The sequence below is a fragment of the Amycolatopsis sp. NBC_01307 genome (assembly GCF_035975215.1).
Lineage (GTDB): Bacteria > Actinomycetota > Actinomycetes > Mycobacteriales > Pseudonocardiaceae > Amycolatopsis.
On record NZ_CP108403.1, the window covers coordinates 9,103,218 to 9,124,115 of the forward strand.

Annotated in this window: 24 protein-coding genes; 4 read left to right on the plus strand and 20 right to left on the minus strand. The window is 68.1% G+C overall.

The features are described 5' to 3' along the window. Window positions 1-19: 19 nt before the first annotated feature. The 16 genes from OG439_RS40580 to OG439_RS40655 form a co-directional block, all read right to left on the minus strand. Entirely contained in the window at window positions 20-724 is a 705-nt protein-coding gene (locus OG439_RS40580) for a DNA methylase (RefSeq protein WP_326945771.1), read from the minus strand. 134 nt (window positions 725-858) lie between these two features. Next, window positions 859-1,890 (minus strand): AAA family ATPase, encoded by a 1,032-nt coding sequence (locus tag OG439_RS40585; RefSeq protein WP_326945772.1) that lies wholly within the window; start codon window positions 1,888-1,890, stop codon window positions 859-861. Between the two features lie 34 nt (window positions 1,891-1,924). Further along, complete coding sequence (locus tag OG439_RS40590; protein ID WP_326945773.1) at window positions 1,925-2,860, minus strand: bifunctional DNA primase/polymerase; 936 nt, start codon at window positions 2,858-2,860, stop codon at window positions 1,925-1,927. A gap of 14 nt (window positions 2,861-2,874) precedes the next feature. Then, window positions 2,875-3,147 carry a hypothetical protein gene (locus tag OG439_RS40595; protein WP_326945774.1) on the minus strand — a complete coding sequence of 91 codons (273 nt, stop codon included), beginning with the start codon at window positions 3,145-3,147 and terminating at the stop codon, window positions 2,875-2,877. Then, complete coding sequence (locus tag OG439_RS40600; RefSeq protein WP_326945775.1) at window positions 3,144-3,602, minus strand: NUDIX hydrolase; 459 nt, start codon at window positions 3,600-3,602, stop codon at window positions 3,144-3,146. The genes OG439_RS40595 and OG439_RS40600 overlap by 4 nt, the downstream gene beginning before the upstream one ends. 74 nt (window positions 3,603-3,676) lie before the next feature. Continuing rightward, on the minus strand, window positions 3,677-4,768 hold the full coding sequence (locus tag OG439_RS40605) for a hypothetical protein (RefSeq protein WP_326945776.1): 1,092 nt from the start codon (window positions 4,766-4,768) through the stop codon (window positions 3,677-3,679). Window positions 4,769-4,829: 61 nt separating this feature from the next. Next, on the minus strand, window positions 4,830-5,003 hold the full coding sequence (locus tag OG439_RS40610; protein ID WP_247060150.1) for a hypothetical protein: 174 nt from the start codon (window positions 5,001-5,003) through the stop codon (window positions 4,830-4,832). 278 nt (window positions 5,004-5,281) lie between these two features. Further along, window positions 5,282-7,450, minus strand: coding sequence for a cell division protein FtsK (locus OG439_RS40615; protein WP_326945777.1), 2,169 nt, complete (start codon window positions 7,448-7,450; stop codon window positions 5,282-5,284). Between the two features lie 17 nt (window positions 7,451-7,467). Further along, window positions 7,468-8,574 (minus strand): hypothetical protein, encoded by a 1,107-nt coding sequence (locus tag OG439_RS40620; protein ID WP_326945778.1) that lies wholly within the window; start codon window positions 8,572-8,574, stop codon window positions 7,468-7,470. Continuing rightward, window positions 8,571-8,873 carry a hypothetical protein gene (locus OG439_RS40625; RefSeq protein ID WP_326945779.1) on the minus strand — a complete coding sequence of 101 codons (303 nt, stop codon included), beginning with the start codon at window positions 8,871-8,873 and terminating at the stop codon, window positions 8,571-8,573. The genes OG439_RS40620 and OG439_RS40625 overlap by 4 nt, the downstream gene beginning before the upstream one ends. Continuing rightward, window positions 8,870-9,115 (minus strand): hypothetical protein, encoded by a 246-nt coding sequence (locus OG439_RS40630; protein ID WP_326945780.1) that lies wholly within the window; start codon window positions 9,113-9,115, stop codon window positions 8,870-8,872. Before OG439_RS40630 ends, OG439_RS40625 begins: the two co-directional genes overlap by 4 nt. 97 nt (window positions 9,116-9,212) lie before the next feature. After that, entirely contained in the window at window positions 9,213-9,650 is a 438-nt protein-coding gene (locus OG439_RS40635) for an RRQRL motif-containing zinc-binding protein (RefSeq protein ID WP_326945781.1), read from the minus strand. Further along, window positions 9,647-9,919 (minus strand): hypothetical protein, encoded by a 273-nt coding sequence (locus OG439_RS40640; RefSeq protein WP_326945783.1) that lies wholly within the window; start codon window positions 9,917-9,919, stop codon window positions 9,647-9,649. Before OG439_RS40640 ends, OG439_RS40635 begins: the two co-directional genes overlap by 4 nt. 107 nt (window positions 9,920-10,026) lie before the next feature. Continuing rightward, on the minus strand, window positions 10,027-10,524 hold the full coding sequence (locus OG439_RS40645) for a hypothetical protein (RefSeq protein ID WP_326945784.1): 498 nt from the start codon (window positions 10,522-10,524) through the stop codon (window positions 10,027-10,029). Beyond that, window positions 10,524-10,841, minus strand: coding sequence for a hypothetical protein (locus tag OG439_RS40650; protein WP_326945785.1), 318 nt, complete (start codon window positions 10,839-10,841; stop codon window positions 10,524-10,526). Before OG439_RS40650 ends, OG439_RS40645 begins: the two co-directional genes overlap by 1 nt. Window positions 10,842-10,880: 39 nt before the next feature. Then, on the minus strand, window positions 10,881-11,060 hold the full coding sequence (locus OG439_RS40655; RefSeq protein WP_326945786.1) for a hypothetical protein: 180 nt from the start codon (window positions 11,058-11,060) through the stop codon (window positions 10,881-10,883). 216 nt (window positions 11,061-11,276) lie between these two features. Between OG439_RS40655 and OG439_RS40660 the strand changes: the two genes are divergently transcribed. From OG439_RS40660 to OG439_RS40670, 3 genes are all read left to right on the plus strand, one after another. After that, complete coding sequence (locus tag OG439_RS40660) at window positions 11,277-12,134, plus strand: AAA family ATPase (protein WP_326945787.1); 858 nt, start codon at window positions 11,277-11,279, stop codon at window positions 12,132-12,134. Next, the gene (locus tag OG439_RS40665; RefSeq protein WP_326945788.1) at window positions 12,134-13,075 is read left to right on the plus strand and encodes an NAD(P)-dependent oxidoreductase; all 942 of its coding nucleotides are present in this window, start codon (window positions 12,134-12,136) and stop codon (window positions 13,073-13,075) included. The genes OG439_RS40660 and OG439_RS40665 overlap by 1 nt, the downstream gene beginning before the upstream one ends. A gap of 114 nt (window positions 13,076-13,189) precedes the next feature. Then, a complete protein-coding gene (locus OG439_RS40670) occupies window positions 13,190-14,143 on the plus strand; it encodes a hypothetical protein (RefSeq protein ID WP_326945789.1) in 954 nt (317 codons plus the stop codon). 38 nt (window positions 14,144-14,181) lie between these two features. Here the strand turns inward: OG439_RS40670 and OG439_RS40675 are convergent, their stop codons facing one another. From OG439_RS40675 to OG439_RS40690, 4 genes are all read right to left on the minus strand, one after another. Next, on the minus strand, window positions 14,182-14,793 hold the full coding sequence (locus tag OG439_RS40675) for a hypothetical protein (RefSeq protein ID WP_326945790.1): 612 nt from the start codon (window positions 14,791-14,793) through the stop codon (window positions 14,182-14,184). Between the two features lie 395 nt (window positions 14,794-15,188). Then, window positions 15,189-15,668 carry a hypothetical protein gene (locus tag OG439_RS40680; RefSeq protein WP_326945791.1) on the minus strand — a complete coding sequence of 160 codons (480 nt, stop codon included), beginning with the start codon at window positions 15,666-15,668 and terminating at the stop codon, window positions 15,189-15,191. Further along, window positions 15,668-15,967: a PadR family transcriptional regulator gene (locus OG439_RS40685; protein WP_326945792.1), complete on the minus strand. Its 300-nt coding sequence runs from the start codon at window positions 15,965-15,967 to the stop codon at window positions 15,668-15,670. Before OG439_RS40685 ends, OG439_RS40680 begins: the two co-directional genes overlap by 1 nt. 1,896 nt (window positions 15,968-17,863) lie before the next feature. Next, the gene (locus OG439_RS40690; RefSeq protein ID WP_326945793.1) at window positions 17,864-19,432 is read right to left on the minus strand and encodes a hypothetical protein; all 1,569 of its coding nucleotides are present in this window, start codon (window positions 19,430-19,432) and stop codon (window positions 17,864-17,866) included. Window positions 19,433-19,760: 328 nt separating this feature from the next. On the opposite strand from OG439_RS40690, the gene OG439_RS40695 reads away from it, so the two are divergent. Beyond that, the gene (locus tag OG439_RS40695) at window positions 19,761-20,759 is read left to right on the plus strand and encodes an HNH endonuclease (RefSeq protein WP_326945794.1); all 999 of its coding nucleotides are present in this window, start codon (window positions 19,761-19,763) and stop codon (window positions 20,757-20,759) included. Window positions 20,760-20,898 lie beyond the last annotated feature (139 nt).

Genomic DNA, 20,898 nt, shown 5'->3' on the forward strand with positions numbered 1-20,898 from the left:
TTGTCACGTCCCTGCCTGCTTAGGCGGCCGCGGCGCGGGTGGCGGCGAGGTGCGCGAGCAGCTGGGTGCCGATGTGGCGGGCGTAGGCGGGCGGGATGCACTCGCGGATGCCGTTGCGGTTCATCCACGGGACGCCCATGTCGGCGCGGACATAAGGGACGCCGGAGAAGTTGCCGACCGCGTGATACCAGTCCCCGGGCTCCAGCGGGCGGCCCATCTTGACCAGGTGGTCCCCGTGGGCGGCGTGCCCGGGGGCGGTGAGCGGCCAGTTGGTCTCGAACAGCCGGTGCCGATAGGTGCGCAGCCCGAACCCGGCCATGGCACCGCACAGCAGCACGGGGTTGCGGAGTTCGGCGCGGGCTTCTTCGACGTTCTCGATCACGTACGGCTTCCCGAGCCCGGCCACCACCTCGCGGAACTGGGCGATCAGGCGCGGGTGGTCGTTGCCGTGGATGCGGTGGGTCAGGGAGTAGCCCTGGCACGGCGGCCCGCCGGCGACGGCGGCGTAGGTGTGGCCGTGCTCGCGGGCGTAGGCGATCGCGTCGCCCTGCACGAACGTGAACGGGAACCGGGGCTGGGGTTTGCAGTCGACGCCGGTGACGTCGAACCCGGCCTGCCAGTAGCCCATCGCTTCCCCGCCCTGGCAGCAGAACCCGATCAGGATGCAGGGCCGCGACCCGGGACCGGTCCACGGGAGCCGGGCCGGGAGGGTGAACGTGTCCATTGTGGTCCTTCCTCGATGCGGTGAGCTGGGGTTTGTCACGTCCCCACAGGCGGGCGGCCGGTAGCGGTGGTGACGGCTCGGGGTGTGACAGGCCTGCGGGGTGTCACACCTGCTGTCACACCTGTTTGTGCTGGTCAGGTGCCGTCGAGGGACAGTGGTGACAGGTGTGACACCTCGGGTGTGTCCCTGTTGTCGCTGGTGCCGGGGGCGCTGTAGGTGCCTGCGGGCGTCTTGTGCAGCTGTCCCGCGTCAGCCATGCGCGTGCAGGTCTTGCGGACGGTGTTTGGGTTGGTGTCGAGCGCTTCAGCGATCCGCGCGGGCTTGAGCGGTCCGTGCTCGCGCAGCAGGCGCAGGATGTCCGCTCGGGTGTCGGCGACCAGGTGATCCGCGGCGGGGCCGTCGAGCTTGGTCCAGGCGCCGGCGGTCGCGTCGAAGGACATGGCGTAGTCGGCTTCTTCTACGTCGCGGCCGGTCACGTGCAGCACCCCGTCCGCCTGCCCCCGGCCGCGTTCGAGTACGAGCGTGGCGTCGACGGCGCCGGTGATGCCCGCGGTGCCGGAGACGAGGTTTTGCCAATCTTCGGCGCTCTGCTTGCGGACGTGGTGGATGAGCAGGAACGGGACGCTGTAGTGGTCGGCCAGCTGCTTGAACCGGCCGGCCGCGGCGTAGTCGGCGCTGTAGGCCGAGGACCCGGCCGCGTCCGTGCCGCGCATCTTCTCGAAGGTGTCGATGATGACCAGGCGGGCGTGCGGGTTCTCCTCCAGCCACTCGACCAGCACGGCGTCCCCGCCGTTCGTCATGGTGGGGCAGGCGGTTTCGAGGGTGAGCAGCGGCGCGGCCCGGCCGCCGGCGGCGAGCATCTGCCGCCGCCGGCGCTGCAACCGGCGTCCGGTGTCCTCCAAGGCGCAGTACAGGACCGGGCCGCGCTCCACCTCGATCGAGCCCAGCACGGGGTCGCCGTTGGCGATGGCGGCGCCGGTGCCGAGGGAGAACCATGACTTGCCCAGCTTCGGCGCGCCGGCCAGCAGGTTCAGCCCTTCCGCGAGCAGGCCGGGCACGGCCCACTTCGGCGGCGGGAACTCCTCTCGCATCAGCTCCGCGTCCGTCCACCGGGTGCGGCGGGCAGGTGGTGCCGGGACGGCGGCCAAGGGCCGGGGCGTGGTCATGGTTCGGACCTCCAGGGACGTGACAACGTGCAGGTCAGGCGATCCGGCGGGGACGGTTCGCGCCGGCACGAAGTCCGGACGTGATCGCGGTTTCGGCCTCGCGGGCGGTGAAGTGCCGCGTGCCGATGTGCCGCCCGGCCGCGGTCATCAGCGCCGCACGGACCTCGTCTTCGGTGAGCGCGTTCCCCTCGACCAGCTGCCCGAGCGCGACCGCCGCGGCGTAGAGCGTGGCGTTACGGCTGGTCTTGGCGTCGGCGACCTTCCCGGCTTCGGCCCGCACCGCGGCGTCGAGGTAGCGCGAGCGGCGGTCGCCGGCCGGGCGAATCGGCACCACCGGCGCCGCGGGCAGCGGCGCCGGGGTGAGCCGGGAGACCAGCCATCGCGGGAGCTCCGCCACAGTGCCGTCCCACAGGAAGCCGTAGCGCCCGGCCGGGGTGGTGGTGCCGACGCCGGCGACGTAGCCGCCCCACGCGCGGGTGTCGACCTTCCAGCCGAGCCCGTTTCCGCGCTCCCCGCTGGTGTTCCGTAGTGTCACGTCCCCCGGCACCCGGTAGTACAGGTGCAGCCCACCCGAGGGCGTCCGAACCGTGAGGGTGTCCCCGGGCAGCTCCTGCCCGGCCTCGTCGGCGACGACGGCGAGCACGTCCTCACCGGACCGGGCGCCGGCCGCAGCCCACCGCTGCGGGATCTCCTCGCCGGGCTTGGCGGTGTCGAGGTCGAGCACGCACAGCCCGGACGGGCCGGTCGCCACGCCGATCCCGTACGGGGCGTGCGTCCACGCGGCCCGGATCTTGCTGGGGTCGGTGGTGGCGCGCTGCTCCCACGTCCGGTGCCCGCCGGCGCACCGCCCGGTGCCGGGGCACCGGTCCTCCGGGTGCCCGGCCGGGCGCTTGCTGCCCGGCCGCAGCGGGAAGACGTGCCAGCCGCGGGCCGCGGCGTCCAGGGCGGCGTCCAATGTGGTCGTGTCCATCGTGGTTCCCCCGTTCAGTAGAGCGACGTCGTGACGGGCAGGGCGCCGGGCGTGCCGGCCGGGACGGGCGCGTACATCACGTCTCCGTCCGGGAAGCCGGGAACCGGGTTCAGCACCCACCCGGTGTCCAGGTCCGCCGGGCTCTGCGCGGTCGGGCCGTCGTGGTCGTCGACCGCGACGGCGTACTCGCGCATGAGGTCCAGTGCCTGCTCGCGGGTGCACGGCCCAAGCACGTTGTAGTTGCCGTCCTCGTCGATCCAGACCCTCAGCCCGGTTGCCGTGGTCATCGGACCTCCCCGGGGGTGAAGTGGGTCAGCGTCGCGGCGGCGTCGGCGAGGATGTCGGCGTGGTCGAACGCGAGGGCTTCGCGGTTGCGTAGCAGCCACGGCACAGGCACCCACGCGGCGGCCGCGGCGTCGTCGCCGGCGGTGGGCTTGACCTGGTGGCGGACGACGGTGAAGAACGCGACGGTGACGTAGCGGCCGCGGGGGTCGCGGTCGGGCTGGTCGTAGATCCCGAGCTGACGCAGGTCGGACAGGCGCAGCCCGGTTTCCTCGGTCAGTTCGCGGGCCGCGGCGGCGCGGAAGGTCTCGCCGGGGTCGACGTGCCTGCCGGGGAACGCCCACTGACCGCGGAAGGGCTCCCAGCGGCGCTGGATCATCAGGATGTGCCAGACGTCGTTGTGGCGGGCGAACGCGAGCACGTCGGAGGTCAGCCGGACCGTCTCATCGGTGTGTTCCATCGCGTGTGTCCTTTCCAGACAGTTATCTGGGGTTGTCGTGTCCCTGTCGTGAGCAGGGCATTTGTGTGGCGGGCTCAGGTGGTGGGGTTGTCGCGCCGGTGGACGTAGCCGACCTGGAAGGCGACGCGTTCGCCCGGAGCGGTCGGGCCGCTGGGTTCGGTGATGTCGTCGCTGTGGTGGACGGTGTAGTGGCCGCTGGCCATCGCGGTCTGGACCTGCTCGTGCACCTGGCGCAGCTGGTCGGGCAGGCCCGCCGGGATGGGGCCGCCGCCCATGACCACGGTCGCGCCGTTGACGGTGTGGGCCTGTATTCCCACGACCGCGCCGGGTGCGGCGTTGTTGACGTTGGTGAACGTCGTACCGTCCGACGTGGTGGTGTGGCTGGTGGTCTGCGGTCCGTCGCGGTCGGCGCCGTGTGCTTCGTCGGAACTGCTCGGGCCGACCCGTTCGCCGTTGAAGAAGGTGTCTCCGGTGCCACCGTGAAGGAACACAGGCCCGTCGCCGTAGTAGTGGTGCTCGGGTTGAGCCTTCGCATTCCCTTGGGCGAAGTCTTCGAGGTTGCGTCGCGCCTGAGCCAGCGACTTCAGCTGCGCCTTCAGCTCGGGGCTCTGCTGCTCTGATGCGGTCGCATCAGCTGTGCGGTCTGCCCGATCGGCGTGGTCAGACCTGGCCGGTGCGAACGATTCCGTGAAGTGGGTGTCGCCGTCGCCGGAGTGGTAGACCTGGGTCGGCGCGCTGCCACCGTTGTGGATGACGTTGTCGTCGACGCGGTAGCTTTCGCCGGGGGCGAGGTCAATGACACCGGGTGTCGTGTCCCCGTCATGAACAGGCGTTTCGTCGGGACGGTGTGCGCTGGCGTCCGCGCCGTCGTCGTGGCGAGGGCTGGTGTCTTCGGGCATCTCGGTCTCCTCGGCGGTGTCGTGTCCCCGCGGCTGACCAGCGGCGGGAGTGTGCGGGTGTGTGGCACGGGTGTCGTCGAGCCGCTGCTCAGCTGCGGTGAGCCGGGCCTTCGCGGCGTCGACCGCGGCCTGGTCGCCGGCGGCGCGGGCCTGGTCGACGGCGCGGCCTGCGCGTTCGACGGCTTTGCGGGCCGTGCCGAGTGCGCGGGTGCGGGCGTGGCTGCTGCCGGTGCAGCGGCGTCCGCCGTCCGAAGTGGAGCGACACATGGCGAGTCCTTCCCGTTGCGGCGTGGTCGAAGTTGTCGTGTCCCCGTGCTGACCTGCGCAGCTACGTCCGCTGCTTGAGCTGGTGGACCGCCTCGCAGCCGGGGCACTTCGGGGTGAACCACCAGAACCAGGGCGAGCGGCCCTCGCCGGGCTCCAGCACGAGCCCGCAGAGCGTGGTGACCTTGCCGGACCACCAGGACTTCCGGCCGCGATGCAGAACAGGTGTGCTGGCCATCGGACTTCCCTTCGATCGGTGACGGTGTGTGCCTGTTTGAGGTAGGGGGTGCCGGCGCGAGCACCCGGTGTGGGGTCGCGTGGCGGGTTAGATCGGCGGGGTTAGGTCAGCGAGTCCGGGTTAGGTTTCTAACCCCGCGGGTTAGAGCTGCTGTACGGCCGCTGGCCTGCGGAAAGTTAGCTGGGTTAGGTGGGTTAGCCCGCTCCCGGCGGCCGGGTTTCCGGCCGGAATCCGGGGCCGCGTGCGGTCCGGTGGCGGGCTAACCCGGCGCGGTTCGGCTAGTTCTCGTCGTCGAGGTCGGCGGTCGCCTGGTCGGCCAGCGCCTTACGGATCGTGACCGGGTCGACCGGGTAGACGTTCTTCGAGCTGGGGACCTTCACTCCGACCGTGGCGAGGTCGGCGCACAGCTGTTTGCCGGTCAGGCCGCTGTACTCGGTGGCCAGCGAGATCAGCAGCGGGGCGACCTTCGCCGCGGGCGCCGGGTCGTCTCCGAGGACTTCGTCGAGGTCTTCGAGCAGGTTCCACGGCGCCGGCGGCGCCTCAATCTGGTCGTTGTCCCTGGTGGACCAGGGGACGCGACCGCGTTTGGCGATCGCCGCGAGGCTGCGTTCGAGGATCGGGGTGACCTGGTCGTGCTCCTTCGCGACGTCGAGGAAGTAGACCTGCACGATCTCCGACCGCTCCCCGGAGAAGCCCTTGACCACGGCGGTTCCCTTGTCGGTGCCGGGAATCAGCTCGGTGGCGCGGTGCCCGGCGGAGTAGGCGCCCTGCCCGAGCAGCGCGTCGTTGGCGACGTGGTCGCCGACAGCGAACGCGACCCCGTTGGAGCAGTTGCGTGTCACGTCCCTCGGCATGGAGTCCTTGGTGGGGGCCTGGGTCGAGACGATCAGGTGGATGGCGCGCTTGCGGCCCAGCCGGACGATGTCGACCAGCAGCTGACCGATCTCCTCGCCGTACTTCTTGTGCTGGATCGCCACGTGGGCCTCTTCCAGCAGCGCGAAGATCGGGTGCAACCCGACGTTCTTCGACGCATACTCCCTGGTCACCGCCGGAATCTCGTACCTGACCAGCAGGTCACCGCGGCGCTGCACTTCGGCGTGCAGCTCGCGCAGGTCAGCGGCGATCTGGGCGATCTTCTCGTCTTCGGCGCCCATCACGTAGCGGGAGCACCGCGGCACGAACACCTCGAAGTCGTAGTTCGCGTCCGGCACCCAAATCCGCAGCTCGGCCGTCGGGTCGAGCGCCGCGCCGGCCATGATGACCCGCGCCGCGGACGACTTGCCCTGACCAGGCATCCCACCGCAGATCGTGTTGCGCTCCAGCAGCGGCGCCAACATCGGCTCCCCGCGCAGCGTCCGTCCGAACGGGACACCCTTGAACACGTCCACCGCACCGTCCTCCAGCAGCGGATACGCGCCGGCACCTTCGGACAAGGCCCCCTTGTCGGCCACCCACAGGTCCAGGATCCCGGCTTCGCTGCCGGTGGTCGGCCAGACCTCTTTGGACAGTCGATGCAAGCCCGTGGCCAGGTCAGCACGCCGGCGGGCGACCTTTTCCGCGGTCACCCCGGCCGGGAGCCGCACGACGGCGTGGGTGCCGCGCCCGTCCCGGCGGGCTGGGGTGAGGTACTGCATCGGCAAGCCTTCCTTGAGGTAGTTGGTGATCTGCGGAATCCGCAGCGCCCCCAAGGCTTGCGCGATGGTCGTCTCGTCGATCGTGACGTCACTGTCCTGTGAGGACGTGGCCAGCCAGCCCGGGACCTTGCCCCGCTGGCGGCCTTCGCGCCACGCCCCGAGCACCACACCCATGCTGATCACGTAGGGCGCGACCAGGGCGAGGGGGGTCCAGGCCCACGCGATTGCGGTGAAGATGAACCGCAGGGAGTCCATCACCCCGCCGACGACGCGGGTGAACTCGCCGGCGCCGGACAGCTGCACGAGCAGCCCGATCAGCAGCACGATCACCACCAGCGCCGCGAGCCCGATGACGCCGGCTTTGACCAGCCCGACCAGCAGTTTCGGCAGGTCCATGACCCGGCGGTGCCGGGCGTCCTGCACCCGCGCTTTGCGCTCCAGCCATTCCGCGACCAGCGTCTGGTCGCCCATGGCTTCGGCGGCCTTGATCTGGCGGCGGTAGACGCCCATCGTGGAGGCGTCCCAGAGCCGGCCGCGCCACGAGTCGAGGCCCTGCACGACGGTCAGGCTGTGGTGCAGCGCGACCTTCGTCTTCTCGTGGGTCGCGGCCTTGCGGGCGGCGCCGACGACGACTGTCACGTCCCTGCGGTAGCCCTCGTACCGGGCCAGCGCCCGGGTCCGCTGCGAGGTGAGCCGGGCGTACTCCTCGTCGGTGACGATCTCGCCTTCGATCACCTCACCCTGCTCGGGCTGGATCGGCAGGTGGTGCACCGTCGCCAGCTCGCCGGCGTCGGGCTTCTCGGTGGTGTCCATGGTCGTGTCCCTCCGGCTCACTTGCGGTTCGGGTTCTTGTGCTCGTCACGCAGCTGCCGCGCGGCCTTGATCGCGCAGTGCAACGTCTTGCGGATCGACTCCGCCGACGCCGGGTTGATCGCCACGTCGGGGTCCTCGATCGCCGCCGAGAACTCGGTGCGCAGCTGGTCGATCGTGCGTGCCTTCGGCGCCGGGATCGTCCGCCGCGGCGGGGTCGACTCCCGCTGGTCAGCGGGCCGGTCGAGGGTCAGCACCGGGGCATCGACGATCGGGCCGTCGTCAACCCCGTGGGCGGGTCGGACCTGGTCGGCCAGGAACGCGGACACCTCATCAGCAAGGACGTCCCCAGCGTGCCGGTCCGGCTCGATGACCGCGGCGAGCCGACGCCCGTCGAGGGTGTAGCGGCCCGGGGTGAACACCAGCCGAGCGGTGCCGGTGGCGTCAATTTCGGCGACCGCGGTCCGGACCGCGGCGGCCCGGACCTTCGCGACCTTCCGCAGAGCCTTGCGCTCGATCCGGCAGGCGGCCCGCTCCGCCGGCGACCGCGGCGGGGACGCGACCGCGAGCTGGTGGGCGATGACCCCGGCGATCGACACGATGCCCATCACCAAGGCGGCGTCCCAGCCGCGGTGCCAGCCGTGCAGCAGGTTCAAGGTGAATCCGACGCCGGCGAACACCCACGTCCCGAGCTGCAGCGCCCACACCGGCCGGTCCGGGTGTCGGTGTCGCGACACCTCGACCGCGAGGGCGAAGGCCCACATGCCCAGCTCCGACAGCGCCGGCAGCGCGGCGCCTGTCACGTCCCCGTAGGTGTCGAGCCCGTAGCCCGCCATCGCGGGTACCGCCATCCCGGCGGAGACCAGCGCGAGCAGGTAAATCGGCAGGCGGACCCGGTTGGTCGACAGCCACCCGGTGACCCGGGCGAGCATCGCGACGCGGGCGGCGCGGCGGGTTTCGCGCTGCTTGTCGGCGAGCTTCGCCGCGGCGGCGGCGTTGGTGCGGGCCTGCTCCGCCCGTGCGGCCTGCTCCCGCAGCTTCCGGGCGATGGCGGCGTCGGCGTTCTGGCGGTTCTGCTCTGCGTCGGCGGCGCGGTTGGCGCGCCGTTCCTCTGCCCAGCTGGTCATCGCGCGTCCTCCCGGCTCTCGTCACGGCCCGCCACCGGGGTGTCGGTGTCGGTGGCCGGCCACGCCGGCAGCTGCTTACGTTCGAGGGCGCCGGCCCGCAGGCGGGTCTGCTCGCGGTGGTCGCGGATCTCGTGCACGGCCCACCCGGCGGCGACCAAGACGGACAGCAGCGCGAACCACGGCGTGAACACCACGGCCAGCACCAGCGGTCCGAGGACGCCGGCGAGCTCACCGAAGTGCCAGACGGCCCACTCCATCGCGTGCTCCAGGCGGGTCTGCTTCTCGCGGGTGACGTTCATCGGGGCACCTCCTGCCCGGTGGGGAAGTCGAGGGGGAAGAACTGGTTGACGCGCCGGCGCGGCGGGCGGGAGGCCTGCACCGCGGCGGCCCGGTCCAGGCGGACCAGCACGCCGGCGAGGACGCGTTCGCAGATGACCAGCGGGATGCGCAGCAGGTGCAGGGTCAGGAACAGGCAGACCGTGCCGGCGAACCGGATCAGGGCGAGCGTTCCGTGGCGCTGCAACACCTCGAAGGTGTTCACCGGGACCCCTCCTTGCTGGCGGCCTCGCGGCGCTGACGCTCGATCTCTTCCTGCTGGCGCTGCAGTTCCCGGTGCCAGGCGCCGGAGTCGTTGCTGCTCACGCGGCCACCCCCGTCCGGTCGGCCTGGTCCAGGTCGAAGCAGGTCCAGCACTGCCGGGTGCTGGTCGGCACGCAGTAGTCCTGGATCCCGGCGCAGTCGACGCAGGTCCGGCGGGCTTCCATCGCGCGGTCCAGCGCGGTCAGCTGCGCCGGCGTCGGCGGCCGGTAGGCCGCGGCCAGCTCGACCGAGAACAGCTCGGCGGTGGTCTCCCGGGCGTAGGGCTTGACGTGCCGGAACACCAGCAACGCCACCGGGTCCTGCCCGTTCGGGCGGAGTCCGACCGCTCGCAGCTGCGAGCGGGTGAGCAGGGTCGAGGGGGCCTCGCCCCACCCGAACACCGGCAGCCCGTCCTGCTCCCCGCGGCACAGGGCGACGTGGTGGGTACGGCCGTCGAACACCGTGGTCACCGTCTGGCGGCGGTTACGGGGGTTCACCGGGTCACCTGCTCGCCGGTCACGCTGTCCAGCTCGCCGGCGGCCAGCAGCCACAGCTGCGCGACGACGTCGAGGTAGGTGCGGGTGCGGACCTGCTTGGCGGCGGCCGGCACGGCGTCGTTGGCCATCAGGAACGCGACGTTGGTCAGCAGCGTCTCGCCGACCTCGTGCAGGCGGCCGGCGATCTCGCGAGAGATCAGGCGATTCAGCTGCGCCGGGGTGTAGGCCACGGCGGAGACCTCGCGGACCGGGCTGGTGGTGTCTACCATTCGGGGTTCCTCCGTGCGGTTATGTGACTGGTCGGTGGAACCCGGCGCGGTCGGCGCGTTCTTGCCGGAAGGGGCCGCCGCGTCGGGGTGAAACTTCAGGCGAATGGTCATCGGGAACCACCGGCCCGCAGCGCAAGCAAGGTGGTGGTGAGCGAGGCCAGCACGCCGATCGCGCGGTGCGCGGCCTGGTCCAGCTCGGTCAGCGCCGTCCCCGGTCCAGCGATGTCGACCACGCCGTCCCGGCGCTGGACCGTGGCGTGCTCGATGTAGCCCTGGTGGCCGGTCAACCGCGCCATGGCCTTGAGCGGCTCCCGGCGGTCGATCACGAAGTGCGTCACCGCGTTCACCGCAGCGCCGGCGACCAGCGCCCGTAGCGGCACCCGGAACCCGAGAACTTGCGTCACCGCGACCGCGGCGGTGACCTGGCCGGCGGTGTAGCTCGCGACGTGGCGGGCGCAGTGCTTCGCGCCTTCGCGGCCCGGCTTGCCCTTGCCTGCGGCGTCGTCGCTGGACTGCAACCACTGGTCGCACAGGGGGTGAATGTCGGCGAACGTCGCCTGCAACGCGGCGAACAACGCCAGCCCGCGCACCGTCCGGGCGGCCATCACGCGGCCTCGTCATCGAGCAGCAGCGACAGCGCCGCGGCGCCCTGGCTCTGAACGCCGGCGATCAGAAAGTGCGAGCGCAACAGCTCGCGGCCGGCGCGGCGCCGGGATCGGCTCACCCGGCGCTGGTCGTTGAAGTCGTAGCGGTATGCGGCTTCCGCGGCGGACGCGTCAGCGGCCAGCTCGCGGTCCACGTCCTCCAGCAGCGCGTCGATCGCCGATTCGGTCAGGCCGTCCGGGTAGACGGCTTCGCCGGCGTACTCGTCGGTGTTCAGCGCGGCAGCATCGATCTGGCGGCGGTAGACGTTGGTGTCCATCTGAGGTCCCTTCGAGAAAATTTGCTGGTCAGCGGGTGATCAGAGCGAGCTGAAGAACGTCGTCAGGCTGTGCACGACGTGCCGGACGTGCCCGGCCGCCTCCAGTGGCGACGACACGACGAACACCAGCGCCGCGGCCAGCAGCACCAGCCCGACGACCTTCCGTCCGAACCCCGTTCCGGCCTTCAAGACCGGAAATCCCTGCTGCTTCTTCGCCATCACTGCCTCCCCGTCTGGTGGTGAGTCCTCGCGGTCCGACCCGTGTGACCCGGACCACCAAGAAGCTAACAGTTGAATGGTCAGCAGGTCAACTGCTAGGCGGAAGATCGGTCAAATACGTGTCACGACCTGCGGGAACATCGAAATCAACTGATAGGTTCTGATACGGTGACCGTTCAGTTGAACCGATGGGCGAGAGCCCGGCGAGGAGTCCGCATGTCGCGCCCGAGGTCGCCTGTGGCCAGGTCGGAGCCGCTAGCGCAGCAGATCGCGCGGAACGTCGAGAACGACATCCAAGCGGGACGTCTTCGGCACGGCCAGCGCCTGCCGTCGTCCCGGGAGCTGGCGCGAGAGTGGGACGTGAGCGTCTTTACGATCAACGAAGCTATGGATCTGCTCGTCAAGAAGGGGCTGGTGGTGAGCAAGCCGAGGGCGGCTCGCACTGTGAATGCCCCAGATCAGGATGCCCGCGGCGAGATTCGCCCCGTGGCTCCGCAGGTGGTCATGATCGGCGGCTATGCCGGCAGTGGAAAGACGGAGTTGGGGCGCATCCTGGCGCGCGAGACGGGGTGGCCGATGCTTGATAAGGACACCCTGACTCGCTTCGTGGTCGAGGCTGCCCTTGAGATGCAAGGACTGTCGCGAAATGACCGCGAGTCGGAGACGTATCTGGCGAAAATCAGGCCTGCCGAGTACGACTCGCTACTTGAGGCTATGGCCGAGAACCTGCAATGTGGAAACAATGCGATCGTTACGGCTCCATTCATTCGGGAATTTGCGGACGAAAGTTGGATCAGGCAGCGCGAATTGCTGTGTCGCAACCTGGGTGCCCACCTGACGATCGTCTGGGTTTACTGTGACGCGGATACGATGCATACGTACGTGCGCCACCGAGATGCGCCGCGCGATGCCACTAAGCTTGCCGACTGGGAGCAATACGTAAAGGGTGTCAATGTCGACTTTCGTCCGCCGGTCTCGCATGTTGTAATCGACAACTCTGTTTCTGGTGATGTTATGTCAGGGCAGGCGCGGCAACTTATTGACCGGCTTACATCAGACGGCAAAGGGAAATAATGACTGCTGCTGTGGTGAAGATTCTTGTAAGTAGTGAGGCTGACGACCTCGTCGGCCATGACGTGCTTAACGATCTCCGGAACGTCGAGGTGGTCCCGTATGACCCGGACGTTGAGGAGTTGACCGCGCATCAATCGGCCGCCGCCGTTTTGCTGCCGCCATACCGCAGTAGTCACCGACCTATTCGACTGCTTGAGCAACTCGGATCGCTTGGAATGGTGCAACTCCTGTCTGCGGGGGCGGACGAGTGGGCAGCGGATGTGCCTAGTGCAATTACCCTGGCTACTGCACGGGGTGCGCATGCCGGACCCGTCTCCGAATGGGTTCTGTCGGCGGTGCTAACGCAGCTTCGTCAGTGGCCGACATTGGTGCGATTTCAGGACAAAGGCGTGTGGGCGCACCGTAAGTTTGAAGCAGACACCTTGGCGGGCAAACGTGCCCTTATTGTCGGCGCTGGCGCGATTGGCAGAGAGGTTGCGCGGCGTCTCGACGTTTTTGGTGCGTACTCCACGCTGGTCGCGTCGCGCGCCCGAGATGATGTTTTTGGACCGGACGCGCTGACCGAAATTGTGTCGGGTCATTCTATTGTGGTCATTACGGCCCCGCTAACGGAGAAGACGCGGGGTTTGGTCGGCTCAGAGTTTCTGAAACGGATGGATGACAACGCCATCCTGGTCAACGCCGGCCGTGGCCAGATCGTCGACACGGAAGCCTTGCTTCCTGAGTTGGCGTCAGGCCGTTTGCGTGCGGCGCTCGACGTGACCGACCCTGAACCTCTTCCGATCGATCACCCGCTGTGGTCGCAAAAGGGAGCGGTGATTAGCCCGCATTCTGCCCGTACGGTGCCTGGGACCAACCGGCTCTGCTACAAGGTTGCGGCGCAGCAGATCGCCGCGTTCCTGAGGGGGGAACGGCCGCCGAACGCCGTCGAGCACGGCTGACCCCGGCCCGACTGCCCCGAACTTCGGTTGACCTGCGCAAACTGGGGTTACCGTGGATGCATGATGATCACGGGGAGGGGACCCGCGGCTAGGCCATCGGTCAACGGGCGGCGGATGGAATGGCTGGCCGTCGTCATGGCTGGTGGACTCGCGCTGCTGCTGTGGCAGCTGCTGGACAGCCCTTGGCCGTGGCTGCTTGCGCTGGGGGTACTGCTGCTGTCCGCGCTCGTCGGCGCGCGACGGCCGGGGGCGCTGGCCGCCGGCTTGGCGGCGGCGGATGTGTGGTGGCTGTTGTCGGTGCCCTGGTGGGGTTGGTGCCTGGTCATGGGCGGGGCGCTGCTCGCTTTGGCCGCGTGGTGGACGTGGATGCGCTACCGCGGCCGCCCGTTCGGCCTGGCTGCGGAGGGCAGCTTGCCTGCTCTGCGGCCGGCTCAGCCGCTCGCGCGGGTGCCGACGGCGGGACCGGGGGAGCAGACCATGCCCATTCCCCGGATCACGTCCCGTCCGGGCCTGCCCGGGTGGCGTGGCCGGCCAGTCCGCCGCTTTCACGCGGTGAGCGCCGCCGCGGTCGGCGCGCTGGTGCTGGCGGCGGGGATCGTGGGGCAGCAGCTGGCGGCTGCGGAACTCGCTGACCGCCGGCAGGCGGAGCTGGACCAGGCGCACCAGGAGGCGTTCAGCCGGATCATGCCGCACAGCAGCGGCTCGTTCGTCCAAGCAATGATCAAGTCCATTGCAGAGCGCCAGCCGACCATCGCGTGCGGGATCCTCACCCCGCCGGCCGGGCGCGACTTCGCCGCCGCGCACGGGGTCGACACGTGCGAGCACGCCGTGGACGCGCTGTCCCGGCAGGTGCCCAACTGGGTTGCGTACGAGAACGCCGCGCTGCTGTCGCTGCCTGGTTCGGCCACCGAGTACGGCCCGAGCGGGAAGTGGCTCCGGGTGGACGCGTGCACGCTCGCGATCGACCCACCGACCGCAGGACCGGCCTCGCTGGGGATCTTCCAGCTCGAACTTGCAGCGGGTGGGGGTGGCGGCTACCAGGCCACCGGGTTCACGAAGTGCCTGTAGGGCTGTCTGGCCAGCCGTTTGAAAGGGGGGCGGACTTGTTACTCGGCCTTGACGTTGACGACGTCATTCGGCAGGGAGGTGTAGGCGACCACGACTGCGTCGTTCATCGCGTCGGTCAGTTCGCGAAAGCGTCTGCACTCGGCGACGCTCTCCTCTATGGCGAGTTTGTTGCGTGCCTTTTCGAACCGCTCAGGGAAGCTGTCGTAGCTGTCCTTGACCTGCTTGATGTAGTCCTTGACCACGGGATCGCGAACGATCAGATTTGCGGCCGTTCGCGCGAAGAGAAAATCCTTATCCGCGGCGTTGAGCTTTTCAGCGGTGCGGTCCAGAAGTTCCGATAATTCTTTGTCCGGGATTGCCAACCCAGAGTACCGGATATAGTACTCAGCGGACCTAACCCATGGAATCGCAGCTGCAAGCATTGTGGCCGCGTGACCGAGTTCGTCTCTTCGGCGCGCCTCGATCGTGTCGGCCTTGGCTCTCTGCTGGGCGAAGAAGTGCGTCGCCAGAGCAGCGAGAATGGCCGCGACGACTGGAAGGACGAGTGTGACGATCGTCTGGATAGTCGACGGCGACGAAGGAAGATTGACGACCACGTCAGGGGAAGTGGGGCTGACGACGATGGTCGTGGGAGGCGGTTGCTGCACCATAGTGCAACTCTAAACGTCCGGTGGCGCTCACGCGCAAGGCTCGCGGTAGTAACCTTGCGCGGTTGTAGCTGACGTGGTCGTGGGGCTCTCAGCCGTCGCAATGGCTTGGAACTCACAGACTGAGAGCACCGTACGCAGCTGAACGCGGAAACGCTGATGGTGAAGCAAACTAAACTCGCATCGGCGGCGCGTTCCGCTGTTCGTGCTGCTTGAGCACCAGTCTCCCGGGTCAGCGGCGAGCCGGGCTGGAACTCAGAGACCCATATTCGGGTGCTCGAAGGTCGTGACACCGGTGACTTCTGATGGTCGGCAAGCCGAAGAAGAGTGGCACGCGGGACAAGCGCCTCAAGGCGAACCGGGAAGCTGCGCGGGAAGCAGCGATCGAAGAAGTAACCTCAGGACCACCACCAGTTTGTTTTGTCTTTCAAGCCCTTTGACCCCAGGACGAAAAACGTGAGAAGCGCGTTAGTGGACTTGTCTTCGTCCACCTCGGACCACTGCATGTAAGCGCGCTTATTCGACTCCACTTCCTGCACGTATTGACGAGTGACTTCGTCCAGGTCGGCAATGGCCGCCTCTAGCTCTATCCGATCCGCATCAAGGTTGTTGTTTTGCTTAGCTGTTCGCCGCTGTCGCACTCTCTCAGGAATTGCTTCGAAGAACGCTGTTGGGATGAGTGCCATCACCCAGATGAGCCGCTCGCGGTACGGCACATGTGCGATCTCCGTCAGCCACTCCGTCCGGCGCTCGTGCGCGGCCGGGTACAGGAGCAGCAGGAGTCGCAGGACGAACACGGGGAAGAATCCGCACAGCACGGCCGTGAGGAGCAGGCTACTGAAGCCGTAGGTCGCGACGTCCGCGAGCACGTCGCCCATCACGCGAGTCCCAGGTTCAGGCCTTGGAAGCGGCTGTCGAGCGCGGCACGGTTCAGGAGCGCGCCGAGTTCGCGAAGCCCGTCGTCGGTGACTTCGTAGTACCGGCGTGGTGGCCGGCCTTCGACGCCAATTTCCCAGCCGTCGGTGAGCCAGCCTTCGTCGAGCATCTGCTTGAGTCGGGGGTACATGGCGCCGGAGCGGACGCCGGACTTCTTCGAGAGGCCATAGCCCCAGTGTTTGTCGCGGGGTGCGCTCATCAGCACGGCGGCGAGTTGCACCAGCGCGTGAGTCATCTTCATAGGACAAGTATGATATATGTCGCGGATGTCGTCGAGCGGTTTCGCCGACCCCGGCGGCTACCGTCGAGCCGGCCTGGTGCTGCCGTCGGCGGGCTGATGGTCCGCGGTGTCGTAGAGCGGCCCGAGCCCGTCCGTGCCGTCTTCCTTCGGGTGGGGCATGCCGCTGCCCCAGAAGGGAATCCACTCATCCGCGAGGTCCCAGTCGGCGATGTTGAGGCCGTGCTTGCCGAACTGGAACCAATGGACGCACGTGTCGCGGTCGCGCCAGACGCGTTTCTCGCGAGTGACGCGGTGGCGGGCGACGCATTGCGGGTCGACAGCGAACTCCCTAGGCGAGGCGAACGCCGCCCGGCCGCGCGCAAGAGGTAGGCGTGTTCGATAGTTCCTGCGCGCGACCGGTGCGGCATGCCCGCTGGTCGCGTCGGGCGGGACCTTCCCCGTCTCGCCCGACGCGACACACGCTAGAACATGCGTTCGAGACACGCAATCCCCGAGTTGGCGCAAAGGGGCTCGACGAGATGATTCGATTGGGGCATGAGCGAGACCAAGATCTGTTCGAAGTGTGGCGAGGCGCCCGCCGGCCCTGGCGGGATCCTCTGCCCTGCCTGCGTGGCGAAGATCAAGGCCCAGTCGCTGTCTGCGTAGCTTGTCGCGATGTGAGGAAGTTGGAACTGGCCACAGACTGGTCAAAAAAGTGCGCGACTGGCCACAGGGTGGCCAGTGGCTCATCTAGCCTGGTTGTCGCCAAGCGGGATGCGCGAAATCGGTCCGGCCGAAGTACCTCGGTGCGCTTACCGTCGAACGAGGACACGTGGCCGAACGGCTGCTCAGAGGCGTGCCACTACAGGCTCGGGCTGTCTAGCGTGAGCTGAGGCAGAGGACTGAAGAACGAACTTGGGCGGCCTTCTCTGGCATGAGGAGGCCGCCCAAGCCGGTCTCGGCGCACGTTAACGCACCGCCCGGTACGCCGGTCCTTCCGCGCACGTCGCGGATGCACCAGCGGTCGCCCTTCGGCTCCATGCCTAGCAATCGAACCGCCAGCCGAGCATTGACCTGATCAGCAGTCGCCCGGCGGCGGCCCTATCTGTCACCGAAGGGCAACACCATGACCATAAGGCGTGATCTCGACCAGTCGCCACGACCGGACGACGACCAGCCCCCGGGAGACGCCGGACGGCAGTCGCGGAGCGGGCGACACAACGAGGTCGTCAGCTCTAGTGGACAAGCGGTAGACGAGCGGCACATGCTGCTCGACTTCGCTGGCCGGGTCCTGTCGGCCCCGGGGGCCTTGATTCAGGCCCTGATCTTCGTTGGTGTCATGGTAGCGCTGGTGCTAGCAGCTGCTGGCCTACTTGGCGTGAGAGTGGACGTTGGGCCCGTGCATGTTGGCCCGGCCGTCGGGACGAGCGGAGTGTGACACGGGCGGGGTGTTGAAGGTGTCACACCTGTCACTCTGTCACTCACCCTGCTCTGACCTGCGGGTTTAGCTGTGACAGGTGAGTGACACCAACGGTGACAGCTCGTCTTCCACTCTAATCCTATGTCTCTCTAGTCTCTAAGCAGCGAAAGCGGCTGGAACAGCAGGGGGGACCCGCTCCTACCCACCGCTGTTTCAGCCGCTTCCTCTCGCCACCAGACGTACTCCTGGCACGGCCCACGCTGCCCACGGATAGCCCACGGACGCCCGAACATGGCCGCATACCGTCGCATCTAGCTGCACACACGAAGAAGCCCCGTGCCCGACTTGCGTCGAGGTCACGGGGCTTTTCCGCTGGGTGGCGGGTGAGGGATTCGAACCCCCGTAGGCATAAGCCAACTGGTTTACAGTCTGTCCTCGGACGCTGTGTGCATTGGAGACCGCCGCGTTGAGATCTCGTTTTAGTCAGGCGGCGGTGGTTAGGTGAGTCTGCGGACGAGGCCGGTGTAGGCGGCGATGGCGAGGGTGGCCAGGCCCCAGAGGAGAGCTTGGAGTGCCCAGAGGATGGCGGTAAAGGTTTGGCCCCAGCCGGTGGTGGTGTCGAGGTCGCAGTGGGCGCGAATGCCGGTGGTGCCGAGGGGGAGGCCGCGGTCGATGCCGAGGCCGATGAGTTCCACGGGGGAGCAGGGTGTGCCGGGAGCGTCCGGTTTCGCGGTGGTGGGCGGGACGCGTTCGGCGGCATGGTGGCCGGGGTGGGTGGTGACGTGTCCGGCGAGCAGGCTGAGTGCGGCGGCGAGGGTGAGGACGACGGCGAGGGCGGTGACGAGGCGGTGGGCGCGGTAGCCGTAGCGGCCGAGCCAGCCCCACAGCGAATGTCGCGCGCGTGCGAGCCGGTTGCCCAGAGCCTGAGGGGTGCGGCGGCGGAGGTCGTGTTGCTGGGTGATCAGTATTTCGCGGGCGTTGTTGTCGTGGCCGGCGGCGCGTTCGGTCGCAGCGAGTTGCTGGAAGGGCTGCGGCCAGTAGGTCTCGGTGTGGTGGACTAGCAGGTGCAGCCATTGACGCCACGAGATCTCGCGCAGCATGGGGTAGGTCAATCCGTGAGCGGTGATGGTGCGGTCGCTGTCAGGGCAGCCACGGCGGCTCATCCCCTCTCGGCCGGCTGAGCACACCACTGTCGGCGGGAGCAGCAAAGCGCCGTTGATCTGCGCCTCATGCAATACCAAGAGCGGACCTGAACCGTTGTCCAGCCTGAACGTCGGCAGCACGGCTTGGCCGCCGATGTGGGCACCGAGCAGCCGGATCGTTCCGCCTTCTCCGGTACCGGTAATGGTGGCGTCCTGCAGGAAAAGGTGGCCGTCGGTGCGGAGGTCGTCAGCGCTCAGTGCAGGGCCGGTGGTGTTGGCGATGGTGGCTCGATTGAGGATAAGTTGGCCGCCGATGTGGGCGCCGAGCAGCCGGATTGCTCCGTCTCCTCCGGTACCGGTAATGGTGGCGTCCCGTAGGAAAAGGCTGCTGTCGGTGCGGAGTGCGTCGGCATTCAGTGCAGGGCCGGTGGTGTTGGCGATGGTGGCTCGATCGAGGATAAGTTGGCCGCCGATGTGGGCGCCGAGCAGCCGGATCGCTCCGTCTAGGTCGGCGCTAGTAATGGTGGCGTCCAGCAGGACAAGGCTGTCGTCGGTGCGGAGGCCGTCTGCATGCAGGTAGGTGAGCAGGCAACCGCTCAGGTGCAGGTAGCGAAGGTGCGTTTCTCGGCAAACGATGCCGTCCGGCAGCGCACACTGGTACAGGGCCAGACCGGTGACAGCGGTGACGTAATCGAGGTCGAGCTTTCCGGCGACCCGTACGCCCGCTATCTGGATTCCGCGGGGGTCGAGGTCGCCGTGCAGGCCGCGGAGCAGATCGCGTAGCAGATCGGCTCGTATCCGCAGTTCGGGTTCGTCCGTGGCCGCCAACTCCTCTACCGTCATCGTCGTGGCGGCAACGGCAACTGCTCCACGGCGGGCGGTGTTGACCACCTGTCGCTCAAACTCCGTCAGATCGGTCAGCATGGGTGAAGGTTGCGTCTCGTGCACACCACCATAGTCGGTTCGGTGCTACGAAATGTGACATTTGATAACCCGGTGGTCTCGTAAGCCCCTGCCGTGTCGGCTATCGGGTCAATGGCATTGGAGTCGAGCACAAAGCGGCGGACTGTCGCAGACACTACGTCTTCCGTTGAGCTCAGAGGTACATGGACTTCTTGGGCCGTGGACGTGTAGGTCAGAGTTCCGTGTTCAAGGTCGGCAAGTGGCGAATCCGTTCGTAGTTGACGTGTCGCAGCTCGTCTTGGTCTACGGCTTAGTCCGGCGGCGTCCTCGCCGGTTAGCGTCATCAGCTGTGAGTATCAGCGACGTCACCCGCGACGCCATCCTGCAGGCCATCGCCGAGCACGACCGCAACCCCGAGACGTTTCTCCAGGACCACGGATTCGGCCCGGCCCGCACCTACATGCTGGTCCATGAGGGCCAGGAGTACGACTCCAAAGCGATCGTCGGAGTCGCCCACGGCTACCTCGACGGCAGGGACGCGCTCACGGCTGCCGACTTCTCCGGCGGGCTGGAAACCGTGGTCAAGCTGCTGCGCGACCGCGAGTTCGAGGTCCGTGCCCAGCGCAGTCCCGCTTGGCTCGAAGCCGAGCTCGTGCTGGCCTGCGACCTCGTTGCCGGCAACGGCTGGCGTGTGCTGCGCACCCACGACCCTCACGTCGCCGAGGTGTCCCGGCTGCTGCAGCTCCTGCCGCTGCACCCGCCAGAGACCCGCGGGATGACCTTCCGCAACATCAACAGCGTGCATCGCAAGATCGCAGACATCGCTACCCAGCACCCGGGCTACCAGGGGAAACCCACCCGGGGCGGCAAGCTCGACAGAGAGATCCTGAAGGCGTTCCTCGATCGCCCTGACGAGATGCACGCTCAGGCCGACGCGATCCGTGCCAGCATCACCTCCGGCACGCTGACCACACTTCCCGCCGCTTTCGACCTCGACGAAGAGGAAGCGATTGCCGAAGGCCGGGCCCTGGTCCTGCTGCACCTGCGGCGGGAACGGAACCCGAAGCTGCGGGCAAAGAAGCTCGACCAGGTCCTCACTGCCCGCGGGTGCCTGGCCTGCGAGGTCTGCGGGTTCGACTTCGAGCAGACCTACGGCGAGCGCGGCGCCCGGTACGCGGAAGTCCATCACGTCGTCCCGCTGCACGTCACCGGGCCGACCACCACCCGTCTCGCCGATCTCGCCGTGCTCTGCGCGAACTGCCACCGCGTGATCCACCGCGGCAGCCAGTGGCTGACCCCCGCCGAGCTGCGCGACCTCGTCGAGCAGCGCGCCGGCTCACAGGCGTAACCGCTCGCTGGATCGCGTCCAGCCGGCACCGCAGGTGCCCGGGGCGAGGCCGGCTGGTTGACCTGCGCGGCGGTGACTCTGGTAGGTCCTTCTCCCGGTAAATCGGAAGATTTTGTCGGTGGACCGCGTTACTTTGCCG